This window comes from Streptomyces oceani (assembly GCF_001751245.1).
In the GTDB taxonomy this organism is placed as follows: Bacteria; Actinomycetota; Actinomycetes; order Streptomycetales; family Streptomycetaceae; genus Streptomyces; species Streptomyces oceani.
Map to the genome: position 1 here is coordinate 157,381 of NZ_LJGU01000114.1, position 15,618 is coordinate 172,998.

Here is a 15,618-nt window from a genome sequence, read left to right on the forward strand (position 1 = left end):
GGACGCCGCCGTGTCGCCGAGACACCATAACAAGTCGTGCGGGCTCCCCTCACCTCAGTTCCCCCGTTCTCCGGACGCGGACGCGGATCTGACCTCGCGGGCGGCGCCAATCGCGCCAGACTGCACGGTAGCGCCCCGAGAGGCTCGCCCTCGTCAGTCCCGCCCGCAGGTACGCAACGCGCGCAGGTGCTGGCTGGAGCGGCGGGCCGTGCTGAGCGAGCCGGCGGGGTTCGCCTCCGGGTCGACGGCGTCGTCACGTTCCACCGCCCAGTGGTGCCGGCGTCGGTGGCCCGGAAGCCGGCCGACCTCGCTGAGGAAGTGCTGGTAGTCGATGTCGCCGTCGCCGACGTCGGTCATCCGGTAGCCGTCCGGGAGGTCCTCGTCGTGCTCCCCGTCCTTGACGTGGAAGAGCGGGAACCGGTCCGGCGCCGCCCGCACGTAGTCCAGCGGCTCGAACGGCGCCGGGCTGCCGTCCGGCCGTACGCTGTACTTGTGCTGCCCGGCGAAGGCCCAGTAGATGTCCATCTCCAGGTACACCAGCTCCGGGTCGGTCTCCTCCAGCAGCAGGTCGTAGAGCCGTACGTCCGGGCGGTCGGTGGCGAAGCCGAACTCGTCGGCGTGGTTGTGCTGGTAGAACTTCAGGCCGCGGGCCCGGGCCGCCGCGCCGTACACGTTGAACTCCTCGGCCGCGCGCTTCCACGCGTCGACGGTGTCACCGTAGCGGTTCGGGCTCGACGGGGTGCCGACGTGGGTCAGGCCGAGGGCCTGCGCGTCGTCGAGGACCTGTTCCAGTCGGGTGGCGAAGGTGTACGCGTCCGGGTCACCGCCGTCGGCGTGGTAGCCGACGTGGCTGCCGAGGCCGCGTAGCCCGTTGTCCCGCAGCAGCCGGTGCAGTTGGCGCAGGCTGATCTCGCCGGTGCCCTGGGTGTAGCCGGCGAACTCCACCTCGTCGTAGTGCTGGCGGGCCAGTTCCTCGAAGAGCGGCCCGAAGCCGATGGACCGCACCTGGTCCCGCAGGGTGTAGAGCTGGATGCCGAGCCGCCCGGGCGGCAGCACGGGGCGTCCGTGGCCGCGAGCGGACGGGCTCGTCGAGGCGCCGTCCGCGGCGCGGGCGGTTCCGGCGCCCAGTTCCGTACCCAACAGAGAGGCCGCGGTGGCGCCGGCGGCGACGCCGAGGAGGCCACGGCGGCGGAGTCTGCGGGTCAGGTCCGGGCGGGGCGTGGGACGTCGGGTCATGGGGTGCCTCCGGTGGTGTGTCGGGTGGACGGGATGGCGTCGGTGGACGGGACGGTCGCGGTGTGCGGGGCGCTGACCGGCTCGGCCCGTAGGCCGGCGAGGTCCAGCAGCAGTCGCTTGACCTCGGTGGCCGCCACCGACTCGGGTACGGCGCCGGGTCGGGAGCAGAGCAGCACCGGCCCCTCCGCCGCGTCGTCCGGCAGCCTGCCGTGGCTGCCGCCCAGGGGGCTGGGGTCGAGCGGCACGACCGCCATCCGGTAGCGCATGCCGGTCTTCTTCCGGGCGAGCGCGGTGGCGGCGCGCAGCCGCACGTACGGGTCGTGCGGGTCCAGGAACAGCTCGACCGGGTCGTAGCCGGGTTTCCGGTGGATCTCCACCAGCCGGGCGAAGTCCGGGGCCCGGTCGTCGTCCAGCCAGTAGTAGTACGTGAACCACGCGCCCGGTTCGGCGACCGCGACGAGCTCGCCGGCTCGGGGATGGTCCAGGCCGTACGCCTTCTTGCCCCGCTCGTCCAGGAGTTCGCCGACGCCGTCGAGCCCGGCGAGCGCGGCTCGCGCCGCCGGCAGGTCGGCCGGGCGGCGGACGTAGACGTGCGCGAGCTGGTGGTCGGCGACGGCGAACGCCCGGGAGGTGGTGGGGTCCAGGTACTCCATGCCGTCCTGGGTGTGCACCTCGAGCAGGCCGGCCTCGCGCAGCGCCCGGTTGAGGTGCACGGGCCGGTTGACGGGGGTGATGCCGTACTCCGACAGCGCGACGACGGTACGGCCCTCGGCGGCGGCGTCGGCCAGCAGCGGGGCGAGCGCGGCGTCCAGGGCGGTTGCGGCGGCACGGGCCCGCGGGTCGTCGGGGCCGTACCGCTGGAGGTCGTAGTCCAGGTGCGGGACATAGCACAGCGCCAGGTCGGGGTGCCGGGTGCGCAGGATGTGGCGGGTGGCGTCGATGATCCACCGCGAGGAGGTCAGCCCGGCGTGCGGGCCCCAGAAGGTGAACAGCGGGAAGGTGCCGAGGACTTCCTCGAGTTCGTCGTGCAGGGCCGGCGGTCGGGTGTAGCAGTCCGGCTCCTTGCGGCCGTCGGCGTAGTAGACCGGGCGGGGCGTGACGGTCCAGTCGGTGTCCGCGCCCATGGCGTACCACCAGCAGATGTTGGCGACGGTGTAGCCGGGGTGGGCGGCACGGGCGGCGTCCCACAGCTTCTCGCCGCCCACCAGCGCGTTGTGCTGCCGCCAGAGCAGCACCTCGCCCAGCTCCCGGAAGTACCAGCCGTTGCCGACGATGCCGTGCCCGGAGGGCGGCAGCCCGGTGAGGAAGGTGGACTGGGCGGCGCAGGTGACCGCCGGCAGGACGGTGCCCAGCGCCGCCTGCGAGCCGCTCTCGGCCAGCGACCGCAGGTGCGGCATGTGGGCCAGCAGCCGTGGGGTGAGGCCGACGACGTCGAGTACGAGCAACGGCTGCGGGGCGTCGCCACCGGACGAGGCGGAGGGCGTATTCGGGTCGGATGGCGTCACGGCAGCTCCTTGAGGCCGAGGTCGGCGAGCAGGTCCCGGGCGACGGCGAGTTCGGCCGCGATGCCGTCGGCGAGCTGTGCGCGGGTGCGGGGGCGTAGCCCTTCCGGCAGGGCCTGCCAGGTGTACGTCTCGACTTCGAGGTGGTGGGTCAGCGGTCGCGGCCCGCCGAGCAGTTCGGTCAGGGTGTCCCGCAGCACGGACAGGGTGGCCGTCAGTGGCGGGCGTAACGGCGCGTGCAGCGGCACGTGGAAGTGCGCGCGCCAGGGCACCTCGGTGGGCAGGGCGCCCGGGGTGAGGGCGGCGTCCAGGTCGTCGGTGCCGGTCAGACCAGGCAGGCCGGTCTGGCCGGTCGGAGCCGCCGGGCCGCCCTGAAGCGCCGGTCCGTCTCCAGCCACCTCGTCGCTCCGGGCCGCCGGGTCGACCGCCGCCCGGGTCTGGTGCAGGAAGCGCGGCTCGGCGTACTCGGCGAGCGCGGCTCGTACGTCCGCGCGCCGTGGCTCCTGGGCGTGCAGGGCGGCGGACAGCTGTGCCTTGACGACGGGGACGCCGGCCCCGGCGAGCGCGGTCAGCGCGGTGCTGGGGTCCTCGAAGGCGGTGGCGAGGTGGCAGGTGTCCAGACACAGGCCGAGGCGACGGGCGGGTGGCGCGTGCGCGTCGGTGAGCACGGCGACGGCCTGGTCGGTGGTCTCCACGACACAGCCGGGTTCGGGCTCCAGGCCGACCCGGATACTGCGCCCGGTCAGCTCCTCCAGGGCGTCCAACCGCCCGGCGAGGGTGTTCAGTTGGTGTAGCGCGGTACGACGGTCGTGCTCGGTGAAGCCGGTGCGCCAGGCGAGCGGGAGGGTGGATACGGTGCCCTCGCGTACGTCGTCCGGGAGCAGCCCGGCCAGCAGTCGCGCGAGATCGACGGTGTGGTCCAGGCGGGCGCTCTCGGTCCAGTCGGGGCGGTAGACGCGATGCTTGACGGTCTCGGCGCCGAAGCCCTCGTACGGGAAGCCGTTGAGGGTGACCACCTCGAGTCCGCGGGCGTCCAAGGCGGCGCGCAGCCGGCGCAGCGCGGCCGGGTCGGCGGTCAGTTCCCGCGCCGCCGCGCGGGCCAGCCACAGGCCGATGCCGAGCCGGTCCCGGTGCAGCCGGCGACGCACGGGTTCGGCGTGGTCGGCGAGTTGCCGCAGGACGCCGTCCAGGTCCTCGGCGGCGTGCACGTTGGTGCAGTACGCGAGGTGGACGGTGCTGCCGTCGGGGTGCCGGAAGCGCATGGTCAGTCCCCGCCGCGGAGCACGGAGTTGCCTTCGTGGCTGCTGTCCGGCGCGGGCAGCCGCAGGTCGAGCCGGCCGCTGAGACCGTAGAAGGCGACCGGGTTGCGCCACAGCACCTGGTCGACCTCGTCCTCGTGGTGGCCGGCCGCCAGCATGGCGTCACCGACTCGGCGGGTCTTCAGCGGATCGCTGCGGCCCCAGTCGGCGGCGGAGTTGACGAGTATCCGGTCCTGGCAGGAGGCGTACTCGGCGAGCAGGGTCACCATGCGCCGCTCGTCCATCTTGGTGTGCGGATAGATGGAGAAGCCGAGCCAGCAGCCGCTGTCGGCCGCGGCGGCGACGGTGGTCTCGTTGAGGTGGTCGAGCAGCACACGTTCCGGCGGCAGCGCCGATTCCCGTACGAGATCCAGGGTGCGGGCCAGCCCGGCGGCCTTGTCCCGGTGCGGGGTGTGCACGAGGGCGGGCAGGCCGTGTTGGGCGGCGAGGTCGAGTTGGGCGGCGAGCGCGGCGTCCTCGGCGGGGGTCATGGCGTCGTAGCCGATCTCGCCGACGGCGACGACGGAGTCCTTGAGCAGGTAGCGCGGCAGGGTGTCCAACACGGGGGCGCAGCGGGGGTCGTTGGCCTCCTTCGGATTCAGCGCGAGGGTGCAGTGGTGGACGATGCCGTGCTGGGCGGCGCGAAAGGGCTCCCAGCCGAGTAGCGAGTCGAAGTAGTCGTGGAAGCTGTCGGGCGAGGTGCGGGGCTGCCCGAGCCAGAAGGCGGGTTCGACGACGGCTCGCACCCCGGCGGCGTGCATCGCGACGTAGTCGTCGGTGGTGCGGGAGGTCATGTGGATGTGCGGGTCGAAGAGGCGCATCAGGACTCCTTCCCGGTGAGCGTCAGCACGTGGCACAGGTCCGTGGGGACGTCCCGGCCGGCCGCGGTGCGTTCGGCGGCGTAGTCGGCGAGCATCCGGGCCAGTTCGCGGTCGCCGGCGGCGCGCCGGGACAGTGCGCTGATCGCCGCCACGGGTATCCCGGTGAACAGGCACTTCAGGACCGCCTGCCGCCAGGCGGGCGGGTCAAGGTGGGTGGCGGCGTACGGGCCGAGGGCGGCAGCGATCAGCCGGGTGTCGTTGGTCCGCAGCGCGTCCGTCACCAGGTGCAGGGCCTCCGGTCCGGCGGTCAGGTGGGGCAACGCGCGCAGCACGGCGCGGCGTTCGGCGCCGGTGCCGCGGGTGTAGAGCCGGGTGAGGGTCCCGGTGCGGACGCCGGCGGCGTGCAGCAGCAGGACCCGGGCCACGGTGGCGGGGTCGTCAGGGGCGCCAGCGTTGTCAGGGGTGTCAGGGATGTCAGAGTCGCCGGGTGCCTGCGGTCCCACGGCCTCCGGTTTCGTACGGCGGCAGCGGCGCCCGGCGGCGGCGAAGTGCGCCTCCCAGGCCGGTAGCGGGGCCGGCCCGTCCGTGGCCGCGGGCTCGGGGCCGGCGCGCCGGACCTCGGCCAGGGCCTCGTCCAGCCAGTCCCTGCCGGCCGCGTCCGTACGACGGCACAGCCAGCGGTACGCCTCGTCGAGCAGCGGGTCCTCCCGGCCGCCGCCGGTCAGCACCGCTGCTCCGGAGCGGTCGCGGCCGATTCCCGAGCGGCGGACTCACGTACGCCCTCCCGTACGGGCTGTTCGCACGCCGGGTCGGCCGCCCGCAGGAAAGGCAGCGAGGACGCCGCCAGCTCGGGTCCAGCGGGCGAGTGGCGAGGCAGTTCCACGGTGACCAGTCCCTCGTACGCGACCTCGTGCAGCGCGGCCAGCACCGGCGGGAAGTCCATCTCGCCCTCCCCGAAGGGCAGGTGCTCGTGCCGGCCACGGCGCATGTCCTCGATCTGCACGTGCCGCAGCCAGGGGGCGCTGGCACGCACGCACTCGGCGGGCGGCAGCTCCTCCAGGCACTGGCAGTGCCCCAGATCGAGGGTCAGGCCGAGTCCCGGTGGCTCCCCCAGGGCGCGGCGCAGCCGGTGGAAGCCGGCCAGGTCCTCGACCAGATGGCCCGGTTCCGGTTCCAGCGCCACCGGCACGCCCAGCCGGTCCGCTTCCGCCAGCACGTCGCCGATCCCCTCCGTCAGTCGCCGCCACGCCGCCGTCTCGGAAGTGCCCGGCGGCGTACTCCCGCTGAAGCAGTGCAGGGCGGTGGCACCGAGGTCGGCGGCCACCCGTACGGCGCGGCACAGCAGGTCGACGCGGGCCCGCCGGCCGTCCGGTTCGGGATCGAGCAGGCTGGGGCGGTGCTTGCGGCGCGGGTCGAGTACGTAGCGCGCGCCGGTCTCGACAGCGACCGACAATCCGTGCCGCTGGAGGGTTCCGGCCACCTCGGCGGTACGGCGCCGCAGGTCGGGGGCGAGCGGGTCCAGGTGCATGTGGTCGAGGGTCAGTCCGACGCCGGCGTAGCCGAGGTCGGCGAGCAGGGCCAGCGCGTCGGACAGCCGGAGATCGGCGAGGCCGTTGGTGCCGTAGGCCAGCCGCAGGGGAGATACGGGCTGCGTCAAGTCGGGCTCACCTTTCGGGAGAGTCGGCGGGCCAGCGGTAGCAGGGCGAGCAGCGTGGCCGCGGTGCGCGGCGCTCCGGCGCGCCCGGCGAGGGTGGCCTGCAGGGGGATCATGGCGCGGATGCCGCCGCCCACCGCCCGCTGGTAGAGCGGCGGTGAGGGGTTGAGCGCCGCGTGGGCGAGCGGCCGGGCCGCGGTGGCGAGATAGCCGGCGGCCAGCGCGGACGTGGCGTACGCGCCCGGTCCCGGGCGGCGCCCCGCGCCGTACGCCACCGCGGTCATCGTCCCGAGGGCGGCCAGCGGCAACGCGGTGGAACCCCCGGTGGTCTCCCGGCGCGAGACGGTGGTGACGGCGAGGGTGTGCGCGCCCAGTAGCCCGGCGGCGTGCCGGGCCGTACGGGGCGCGGGCCCGCCAGCGGTCGCCGTCGCGCCGAGCAGCAGATCCAGCGCGCGGGCGGTGGCCATCGCGGTGGGGCCGGCGGCGGTGTGCTTGAGTCCGAGGTCGTACGCCCACACGGAACCGGCCAGCGCCGTGGCCACCCCGAGTGCCGGCCGGCCGGCGCACCCGGCGAGACCGAGCCCGGCGGCGGTCAGCGTGCCGGCGGCGGTGAGGGCGGCGGTCGGGCTGATCCGGCCGGACGGCAGCGGGCGCGTGGGGCGTTCGACACGGTCGATACGCCGGTCCGCCCAGTCGTTCAGCGTCATACCGGCCTCGTACAGGCACAGGGAGCTGCCGAGCGCCAGCGCGGTCCGCCGGTTCGCACCGCCACCGGTGGCGGCGGCACCCGCGAACGCGTCCCCGGGCACGCTGCACAGGGCCGAGACCCGCAGCAGTTGGGCCCAGGCGGCGGCACGACTCCGTCCGCCCGTCACGCCGGCTCCCGCAGCCGCTCGCCGAGGGCCAGCAGGTCCCGCCACTGCTCGGACAGGGCGCTGGACCCGGTGTCGGGGTCCTTGAAGTAGAAGCCGAGGCCCGTCACCGGTCCGGCCACACCGAGTTGGTGTGCCCGGGCCACCAGGCGTACGAGGTCCAGGACCAGCGGCGCGGCCAGTGCCGAGTCGCAGCCCTGCCAGATGGTCTGCAGCATCATGCGGGAGCCGAGGAAGCCGTCGAAGGCGACGTGGTCCCAGGCGGTCTTCCAGTCTCCCAGTGCCGGCACGTCGTCGATGTGCACCTCGCCTTCCGGCAGTTGACCGAGTTCCTCGGCGAGCACCCGCTCCTTGCCGGCGTTCTTGGCCGCCGCCGCGCCCGGGTCGGTCAGCGCGGCCCCGTCGCCGCCGCCCAGCAGGTTGGTGCCGGACCAGGCGCGTACGTCCAACGCGCGCCGCGCGAACATCGGCGCGAGCACGGAACGCAGCAACGTCTGTCCGGTCTTGCCGTCCCGGCCGGCGTACGGCAGTCCGGAGTCCAGCGCTGCGTGCCGCACCTTGGGGTGGTGCAGGCCGGTGGACGGCGTGAAGTTGACGTACGCGCAGCCTGCCCGGAGCGCGGCGGCCGCGTACCGGGAGCTGGGCGGCAGCTCGGCGCCGAGGGGCGCGGCCTCGGTGCTGGCGAGGTTCACCACGACGGTGCGGTCCAGCCGGTGCGTCTGGCCGAACGCGGTCATGTCCTCGGCGAGCGCCGACACCAGCCGCTCCTCGCCCCGTGGGTCGGCCGGCTCGGTGCCGGGACGTACGGACTCGTCGGCCGCGGCGAGTTCGGCCCGTACGCCGGCGGGCAGGCCGGGCGGCAGGGCTCCGGAGACGACCAGCTCCTCGGCCCGCTTGGGCAGCGGCGTGGGGGCCGGATCGTGGCCGCCGAAGACCAGGCTGTCCACCGGCGGCAACGGGCAGTCGGCGAACGGCTCGGTCGCGGTGACCATGCCGGTCGGCGGGTGCAGGCCCGCGGTCACGGCCGCGGCGCCCGCGATGACGGTGGTGGCGACGGAGCCGCGCGCACCGATCAGCCACACACCGGTTCTTTCCCCGACCATCCTCTACCTCCCTGTGCTGCGAACAATTCCGACTAACCCACTTCCAGGTTCTGCGGTACGGCTCCTGTCCTCGCGGTCCTGTTGCTTCCGGGTTCGCCCGCTCCCCGCCCGGCCGCTTCAGCCCCCGCCCCAACAGTCCGGTGTTCCTCCGAGGGTTCGCCCGCCTCCCCACCCGCGGTTCTGTGGGTACAGCGAGTGAGCCGAAGAGCGCGCCGGTGTTGAAAGTGACGAGACCAAATGAGCGAGCTTGCGAGCGAGTGCAGTGTCGAGGAGTGTCAACACCGGGTACGAGCGCTCGGAGGCGAACCGAGCACAACCAGTCGACACCGGGTACGAGCGCCCGGAGGCGAACCGAGCGCAAAGAGGGTGAACCGAGTGCAGAGGAAGGGGGACGGCGGGTGGGAGTCGGCGTTCTCCGCACCCGCCGCCGGCGTCGCCGGTAACCCCCCTCGGGCTTCCGGCGACGGGTCGGCGGCCCGGCCGGGATTCGGTCCGGCCAGGGCACGGTGGCGGGCAGGGTCAGGGGGCGGGCGTGGGTAGTTCCTTCAACCGGACGTCGCGGAAGGACACTTCGTCGGCATCACCGTGGTTCTGCAGGCCGATGTGCCCGTCGGTGAGGCTGCGTGCGGGGTCCTCGTTGGTGAAGTCGTTGATCAGTTCGCCGTTGAGAAAGACGCGCAGTCGCTCGCCCTCGACCCGGATCTCGTACGTGTTCCACTCCCCCGGCGGGTTGAGTGCCGCGTCTCGGGCCTCGATGTCGGCTGCCTGGAAGCCGTAGACGGACCCGGTGGTGCGCGCAGGGTCGTCGGTGGCGTCGATCTGGATCTCGTAGCCGTTGTCGACCGCGGACATCGGGTCGTCGGAGGCCGGGAAGCCCACGAAGATCCCGGAGTTGTCGTCCCCGGCCATCCGCCAGTCCAGCTTGAGCGAGTAGGCGGAGAGTTCCTTGGTGCCGTACCAGTACAGGCCCATGCCGCCGACGCTGGTCAGGGTGCCGTCCTCGGCCTGGCGGAACGATCCGGGCCCGGCCTGTTGCCAGCCGTCCGTGTCGCCTGGCCCGGTCAGCGGCGTGTAGCCCTGTTCGGGCCGGCAGTCGGCCTGGGTGGCGCCGGTGGCGTACCGCACGCCGCCGAGCAGGTGTTGCCGGAAGGCGTCGTCGGCGAACGACTCCTTGGTGTGGCCGCTCCCGGTGTAGAAGGCCCGCCCGCCCTCGTACTCCTGGCACCAGGCGATCGGGTGGTCGCCGTCCATGGTGCCGCCGGTGTACGAGTCCTCGTCGAGGCTGGCCAGCACCCGGGCTCGGTCGCGCGGGTTGCTGCGGTAGTTGTACCACTCGTCGGTTCGCTGCCACTCGTGCGGAAGGTGCGCGGTGGCGGGATGCGCGTGGTCCTCGACGCGCACCGTGGCGGGCTGGACGGGCGGGTGCGAGTCGAAGTACGCGCCGGCCAGTTCGCCGTAGAACGGCCAGTCGTACTCGGTGTCGGCGGCGGCGTGTACTCCGACGTAGCCGCCGCCCTCCTGGACGTAGTCCTCGAAGGCCCGTTGCTGCTGGGCGTTCAACACGTCCCCGGTGGTGGAGAGGAACACCACCGTGGCGTACCGCTCGAGGTTCTTCGTGGTGAACCGGCCGGCGTCCTCGGTCGCGTCCACCGTGAAGCCGTGCTCGTCGCCGAGCTCGGTCAGCGCGGTGATGCCGTCCGGGATGGAGTCGTGGCGGAAGCCCTCGGTCTTGGAGAAGACCAGTATCCGGGGGTCTTCCGTCGCCGCCACCGGGCCGCCGCCCGGCGGTGCCGATTCGGCGGATGCGCTGGCGGTCTGGCCGGGCACGGCCATGGCGCCCAGGAGCAGCGCGGCGGAGGCGAGCGCCACGGCCGGGGTGCGTTTCGGTCTCATCAGTCACTCCCCTCAGCTCGTGGTGAAGGTGAAGTCGTCGAGGGTGTAGAGCGCTCCGTCGCCGCCCTTGAACACCAGGTGCAGCTTCGTGGTGTCCTCGGGGACGTTCTGCAGCGGCGCGGTGACCTCCTCGTACGTTTCCCCTCCGCCGGTGTCGGCAACCTCGGCGCTGCCGAGCAGGGTGCCGTCCGGACCGTCGGCGCGTACTTCGAGGGTGCCGCCGCCTCCGTCGGAGGCGACGCGGGCGCTGAACTCGGTCGCTCCGGTGAGGGCGTAGGGCTCGAAGGCGATCCAGTCGCCGTCGTGGATCTCCCCGACTGCCTTGCCGCCGTGGGCCGAGTCCTGCGAGATCACCTTGACGCCCTCGGCGTCGTCGTGGTGTTCGGCCTGCCGCTGCTTGGTCTGCAGGATGCCCTCGTCGTGGGTGGTCAGTTCGGGTTGTCCGTTGGCGCCGTCGTCGGTGTACTCGGCGTCGAGCACGCCGAAGATGTTGGCGTTGGGATCGTGTTCGCCGTCCGACTTGGTCTGCAGGGTGCCGGAACAGCCGTTGGCCGAGGTCTGCGGGTGACCGTGGGTGTCGTGTCCGATGATGAAGGTCACCTTGACCTTCGAGCAGTCGATCTCGGCGTCCTCCGGGTCACTGACCTTGACCTCGTACGGCACCTTGTCGCCGAAGGAGAACAGCTCTCCGTCCTTGGGCTGTTGGATCTCCACGGTGGGCGCGGTGTTGCCGACGGTGACGTGCGCGGAGGCGGTGCCGGTGCGTCCGGAGGGGTCGGTGGCGGTGACCGTGGCGGTGTAGACGCCGTTCTCCTGGTAGGTGTGCGTCGGGGAGATCTTGTCCGAGGTCTCGCCGTCGCCGAAGTCCCAGGAGTAGGTCAGCTTGTCGCCGTCGCCGTCGCTGCTGCCCTCGGCGGAGAAGGCGACCTCGAGCGGCGCCTGGCCGTTGGTCACGTCGGCGGTGGCCTCGGCGACCGGGGAGTGCCCGTCGGTGGCGTTCTCGATCCGGTAGAGCGCGGAGTTCTCGTCCCCGGCGAAGTATCCGGTGCCGTAGTCGAGGACGTACAGCGCGCCCTTGGGGCCGAAGGCCATGTCCATCACCTGGGTGCCCTTCCAGGGGAAGTCGTTGATGGACTGCACGCCGCCGTCCGCGCCCTGCTCGATCCGCTTGATCCACTTGCGGCCGAACTCGCCGGCGAAGAAGTCGCCGTCGTACTCCTCGGGGAACTTCACCTTGGAGTCCAGCTGCTCGTCGTACTGGTAGACGGGTCCGCCCATCGGGGATTCGGAGCCGTCCCCGAACTCCGGCACGGAGTCACCGTCGTACGCGATCCACGCGCCCTTGGCCGGGGGCAGTTTCTCCAGGCCGGTGTTGTGCGGCGAGTCGTTGACCGGCGCCGCGCAGTCGAAGGACTCGCCGGAGGTGCCGCCGTCGAAGTCGTAGTCGGTGTACGGGTCGTTCTTGCCGGTGCAGTACGGCCAGCCGTAGTTGCCGGGCTCGGTGATCCGGTTGAACTCGACCTGGCCGGACGGCCCGCGGGCTGGATCGGCGGTGCCGGCGTCCGGGCCGTAGTCGCCGACGTAGATGGTGCCGGTGGACTTGTCGACGTTCATCCGGAACGGGTTGCGGAAGCCCATGGCGTAGATCTCGGGCCGGGTCTTCTCGGTGCCGGGCTCGAAGAGGTTGCCTTCCGGGATGTCGTACGAGCCGTCGGCGCCGACCTTGATCCGCAGGATCTTTCCGCGCAGGTCGTTGGTGTTGCCGGCGGACCGCTGGGCGTCGAAGGCGGGGTTGCGGTCGGCGCGTTCGTCGATGGGCGTGTAGCCGTCGGACTGGAAGGGGTTGGTGTCGTCCCCGGTGGACAGCAGGAGGTTGCCGTCGGTGTCGAAGGCGATGTCGCCGCCGACGTGGCAGCAGAGGCCGCGGTTCGCGGGCACGTCGAGGATCTTGGTCTCGCTGCCCGTGTCCAGCGTGCCGTCCTCCTTGAGGACGAACCGGGAGAGCCGGTTGACACCGTCGAACGGTGCGAAGTCGGCGTCCGTGCCGGTCTCCGGGGCGTCACCCTCCGGGGTGTCCATGGGCGGCGCGTAGTAGAGGTAGACGAAGCGGTTCTCGGTGAAGTCGGGGTCGACGCCGATCCCTTGCAGGCCCTCCTCGTCATGACGGTAGGTCGGGATCTCGCCGGCGACGCTGGTCGTACCGCCCTCGTCGGTCAGCCGGACGACGCCGTCCCGCGCGGTGTGCAGCACGGAGCGGTCCGGCAGCACGGCCATGGTCATCGGCTCGCCCATCTCGGTCTTTCCCTTGGCGAGGGTGACCTGTTGGAACTGGGCGGCGGCCGACTCCTCGGCGGCGGGTTCCGCGGCGTGCGCGGGGTCCGCCTGGCCGGGGGTGACACCGGCGACCAGGCCGCCGATGAGCAGGGCGCTCGCGAAGCCCGCGAGTCGGGTGCGGAATCTACGGTGTTTCCTGTGCACGCGTGTCCTCCTGGGAGGTCTAACGGCGGGTGACATGGTGTCGTTGACCGTCTTGCCTGGCACAGGCGCGCGCCGTCGCGCCGGGTTTCTCGGTTCGGCCGGTGTCGGTCTCGCTCGGCCGGTGTCGGTTTCGTCCCGGATGAGTACGGGGTTCGGGGCTGCGGTTGAGGGGTGAGGGGGCAGCCGCGGTTCGTGCTCCTCCGAGGACGGTAGCCATCTTCGTCTAGTTCGGAAACCCCTTTCACAAATAGGAAGTTGGCTTTATCCCGCGCCTGGACAAAGCCTTGTGGCATAAGAGCGTCCGGCAGTAGGTGGGTGGAGGAAGGAGGGCGTCGAGGCCCAAGTCCGGCAAGACGGAGGAGGGAGGCAGCCGGAGGCGCTGTCGACCGACGACAACGCCGCCAGACGCCAGGCGTCGGCGGCCGACGCCGCCCACCTACTGCCGGACGCTCTAAGGGGGTCAGCTCTCCTCGGCACCACCGAAGGCCGCGTCGAAGGAGGCGCGCGGCGGTTCGTAGTCGTACGCCCGCAACCGCCGCAGAGCCTCGGGCGCACCCTGTAGCCGGTCCATACCGGCGTCCTCCCACTCGACGGAGACCGGTCCCTCGTAGCCGATGGCACGCAGCATCCGGAACACGTCCTCCCAGGCGACGTCGCCGTGTCCGGCCGAGACGAAGTCCCAGCCGCGGCGCGGGTCGCCCCAGGGCAGGTGCGAGCCAAGCCGTCCGTTGCGGCCGTCCAGGCGGCGCCGGGCCTCCTTGCAGTCCACGTGGTAGACGCGGTCCCGGTAGTCGTAGAGGAAGCCGGCCGGGTCCAGGTCCTGCCAGACGAAGTGGCTCGGGTCGAAGTTCAGGCCGAAGGCGGGCCGGTGGTCGACCGCCTCCAGGGCGCGCTGGGTGGTCCAGTAGTCGTACGCGATCTCGCCGGGGTGCACCTCGTGGGCGAACCGCACGCCCTCCGCGTCGAAGACGTCGAGCACCGGATGCCAGCGCTCGGCGAAGTCGGCGTACCCGCGCTCCACCATGTGCGGCGGGGTGGGCGGGAACATCGCCACCAGGTGCCAGATCGACGAGCCGGTGAAACCGACCACCGTACGCACCCCGAAGGCCGCCGCCGCACGCGCGGTGTCGGCCATCTCGGCCGCGGCCCGCCGGCGCACGCCCTCCGGTTCGCCGTCCCCCCAGATCCGGTCGGGCAGGATGGCCTGGTGCCGCTCGTCGATGAGGGCGTCACAGACGGCTTGTCCGACCAGGTGGTTGGACACGGCCCAGCAGCGCAGCCCGTACCTCTCCAGCAGTTCGTGCCGGCCGGCGAGGTAGCCGGGCTCCCGCAGGGCGCGGTCCACCTCGAAGTGGTCGCCCCAGCAGGCGAGTTCCAGGCCGTCGTAGCCGAAGTCCCGGGCGAGTCGGCACACCTCCTCCAGTGGGAGATCGGCCCACTGCCCGGTGAACAGGGTGAAGGATCTCGGCATCAGCTCTCCTTGGTGACGAGACGAGTGGTCGGGCACGCGGTGACCCGGCGCGAGCGTGCCAAGGCCCGCGGTCGGGGCGTCGGTACGTACGGGGGTCGGTACGTACGGGCGTCGGTACGTACGGGGTCAGGCCTTCACGGGGGTCAGGACGCTGTTCTTGGTGGCGCTCTCCTCCACGGCCGCGAGCACCCGCTGAACCCCCAGGCCGTCGGCGAAGGACGGCCGGGGCTCGGTGCCCTCGGCGACGGCGTGCACGAGATCGCGTACCTGGTGCACGAAGGTGTGCTCGTATCCGAGGCCGTGCCCGGGCGGCCACCAGGCGGCCAGGTAGGGGTGGCTGTCCTCGGTGACGTGGATGCGGCGGAAGCCGGCCTCGCCCGGCTCCGTCGTGTGGTCGTGGAAGTGCAGCTCGTTCAGTCGCTCCAGGTCGAAACTCACCGAGCCACGGGTGCCGTTGAGTTCCACCCGCAGCGCGTTCCGCCGCCCCGCGGCGCACCTGCTCACCTCGAAGGAGGCCAACGCGCCGGAGCCGAACCGGCCGTGGAAGAGCGCCGCGTCGTCCACGGTGACCGGCCCGTACGCCCCCGTGGTGTCCCCGGGGAGCGGCCGTTCGCGTACGAAGGTCTCGGTCCGCGCCGACACCCCCTCCAGGTCCTCGCCGGCGAGGTACTGCGCCAGGTCCACGGCGTGCGCGCCCAGATCACCCAGCGCGCCCGAGCCCGCGACCTCCCGACGCAGCCGCCAGGCGAGCGGGAACTCCGGGTCCACCAGCCAGTCCTGCAGATAGCTGACCCGTACGTGCCGCAGCTCGCCGAGTCGTCCCTGGGCGCGCATGCGCTGGGCGAGGGCGAGGGCGGGCGTGCGGCGGTAGTTGAAGCCCACCATGGCGCGCTGCCCGCTGGCCGCGGCGTCCTGGGCGGCGGCCACCATGGCCTCGGCCTCCGCCACCGAGTTGGCCAGCGGCTTCTCGCACAACACGTGCTTGCCCGCGCGCAGAGCCGCGATGGCGATCTCGGCGTGGCTGGCGCCGGGCGTGCAGATGTCGACGAGTTGCACGTCGTCCCGCTCGATCAGGGCACGCCAGTCGGTCTCGGTGGCGGACCAGCCCAGCCGCTCGGCCGCCTCCCGTACGTTGTCCGGGTCACGCCCGCACAGCGCGGCCATCCTCGGACGCAGCGGCAGGTCGAAGACCCGGCCCGCGGTGCGCCAGCCCTGTGAGTGGGCGGCTCCCATGAAGGCGTAGCCGACCATTCCGACACCCAGCGTGGGTGTCGAGGTGTCCTGCGGCAT

At 72.5% G+C, this 15,618-nt stretch carries 12 protein-coding genes; all 12 read right to left on the reverse strand.

Annotation, left to right across the window (positions count from 1 at the left end; all coding sequences use genetic code 11):
* Window positions 1-153 precede the first annotated feature (153 nt).
* Window positions 154-1,236 carry a sugar phosphate isomerase/epimerase family protein gene (locus AN216_RS07970; RefSeq protein ID WP_070195893.1) on the reverse strand — a complete coding sequence of 361 codons (1,083 nt, stop codon included), beginning with the start codon at window positions 1,234-1,236 and terminating at the stop codon, window positions 154-156.
* On the reverse strand, window positions 1,233-2,741 hold the full coding sequence (locus AN216_RS07975; RefSeq protein ID WP_079166382.1) for an alkaline phosphatase family protein: 1,509 nt from the start codon (window positions 2,739-2,741) through the stop codon (window positions 1,233-1,235). Before AN216_RS07975 ends, AN216_RS07970 begins: the two co-directional genes overlap by 4 nt.
* Entirely contained in the window at window positions 2,738-4,000 is a 1,263-nt protein-coding gene (gene eboE / locus AN216_RS07980) for a metabolite traffic protein EboE (RefSeq protein ID WP_070195894.1), read from the reverse strand. The genes AN216_RS07975 and eboE overlap by 4 nt, the downstream gene beginning before the upstream one ends.
* A 2-nt stretch (window positions 4,001-4,002) precedes the next feature.
* Window positions 4,003-4,857: a TatD family hydrolase gene (locus AN216_RS07985; RefSeq protein WP_070195895.1), complete on the reverse strand. Its 855-nt coding sequence runs from the start codon at window positions 4,855-4,857 to the stop codon at window positions 4,003-4,005.
* A complete protein-coding gene (locus AN216_RS26645) occupies window positions 4,857-5,582 on the reverse strand; it encodes an EboA domain-containing protein (RefSeq protein ID WP_420855700.1) in 726 nt (241 codons plus the stop codon). The genes AN216_RS07985 and AN216_RS26645 overlap by 1 nt, the downstream gene beginning before the upstream one ends.
* A complete protein-coding gene (locus AN216_RS07995) occupies window positions 5,579-6,514 on the reverse strand; it encodes a sugar phosphate isomerase/epimerase family protein (protein ID WP_070195896.1) in 936 nt (311 codons plus the stop codon). The genes AN216_RS26645 and AN216_RS07995 overlap by 4 nt, the downstream gene beginning before the upstream one ends.
* Entirely contained in the window at window positions 6,511-7,386 is an 876-nt protein-coding gene (locus tag AN216_RS08000; RefSeq protein WP_070195897.1) for an SCO3242 family prenyltransferase, read from the reverse strand. Before AN216_RS08000 ends, AN216_RS07995 begins: the two co-directional genes overlap by 4 nt.
* Window positions 7,383-8,486, reverse strand: a complete 1,104-nt coding sequence (locus AN216_RS08005; protein ID WP_070195898.1) for an inositol-3-phosphate synthase — start codon at window positions 8,484-8,486, stop codon at window positions 7,383-7,385. Before AN216_RS08005 ends, AN216_RS08000 begins: the two co-directional genes overlap by 4 nt.
* A gap of 519 nt (window positions 8,487-9,005) precedes the next feature.
* Window positions 9,006-10,379: a ThuA domain-containing protein gene (locus tag AN216_RS08010; RefSeq protein WP_070195899.1), complete on the reverse strand. Its 1,374-nt coding sequence runs from the start codon at window positions 10,377-10,379 to the stop codon at window positions 9,006-9,008.
* 12 nt (window positions 10,380-10,391) lie between these two features.
* Window positions 10,392-12,893, reverse strand: coding sequence for a PQQ-dependent sugar dehydrogenase (locus AN216_RS08015; protein ID WP_070196110.1), 2,502 nt, complete (start codon window positions 12,891-12,893; stop codon window positions 10,392-10,394).
* A gap of 424 nt (window positions 12,894-13,317) precedes the next feature.
* On the reverse strand, window positions 13,318-14,328 hold the full coding sequence (locus AN216_RS08020) for a sugar phosphate isomerase/epimerase family protein (RefSeq protein WP_070195900.1): 1,011 nt from the start codon (window positions 14,326-14,328) through the stop codon (window positions 13,318-13,320).
* A 126-nt stretch (window positions 14,329-14,454) separates the two neighbouring features.
* The gene (locus AN216_RS08025; RefSeq protein WP_070195901.1) at window positions 14,455-15,618 is read right to left on the reverse strand and encodes a Gfo/Idh/MocA family protein; all 1,164 of its coding nucleotides are present in this window, start codon (window positions 15,616-15,618) and stop codon (window positions 14,455-14,457) included.

What these genes read in the sequence shown, in the direction of transcription:
- AN216_RS07970 (WP_070195893.1), bottom strand. Translation starts at nt 1,236, where the DNA reads ATGACCCGACGTCCCACGCCCCGCCCGGACCTGACCCGCAGACTCCGC.
- eboE (WP_070195894.1), bottom strand. Translation starts at nt 4,000, where the DNA reads ATGCGCTTCCGGCACCCCGACGGCAGCACCGTCCACCTCGCGTACTGC.
- AN216_RS07985 (WP_070195895.1), bottom strand. Translation starts at nt 4,857, where the DNA reads ATGCGCCTCTTCGACCCGCACATCCACATGACCTCCCGCACCACCGAC.
- AN216_RS08005 (WP_070195898.1), bottom strand. Translation starts at nt 8,486, where the DNA reads ATGGTCGGGGAAAGAACCGGTGTGTGGCTGATCGGTGCGCGCGGCTCC.
- AN216_RS08010 (WP_070195899.1), bottom strand. Translation starts at nt 10,379, where the DNA reads ATGAGACCGAAACGCACCCCGGCCGTGGCGCTCGCCTCCGCCGCGCTG.
- AN216_RS08015 (WP_070196110.1), bottom strand. Translation starts at nt 12,893, where the DNA reads ATGTCACCCGCCGTTAGACCTCCCAGGAGGACACGCGTGCACAGGAAA.
- AN216_RS08020 (WP_070195900.1), bottom strand. Translation starts at nt 14,328, where the DNA reads ATGCCGAGATCCTTCACCCTGTTCACCGGGCAGTGGGCCGATCTCCCA.
- AN216_RS08025 (WP_070195901.1), bottom strand. Translation starts at nt 15,618, where the DNA reads ATGCCGCAGGACACCTCGACACCCACGCTGGGTGTCGGAATGGTCGGC.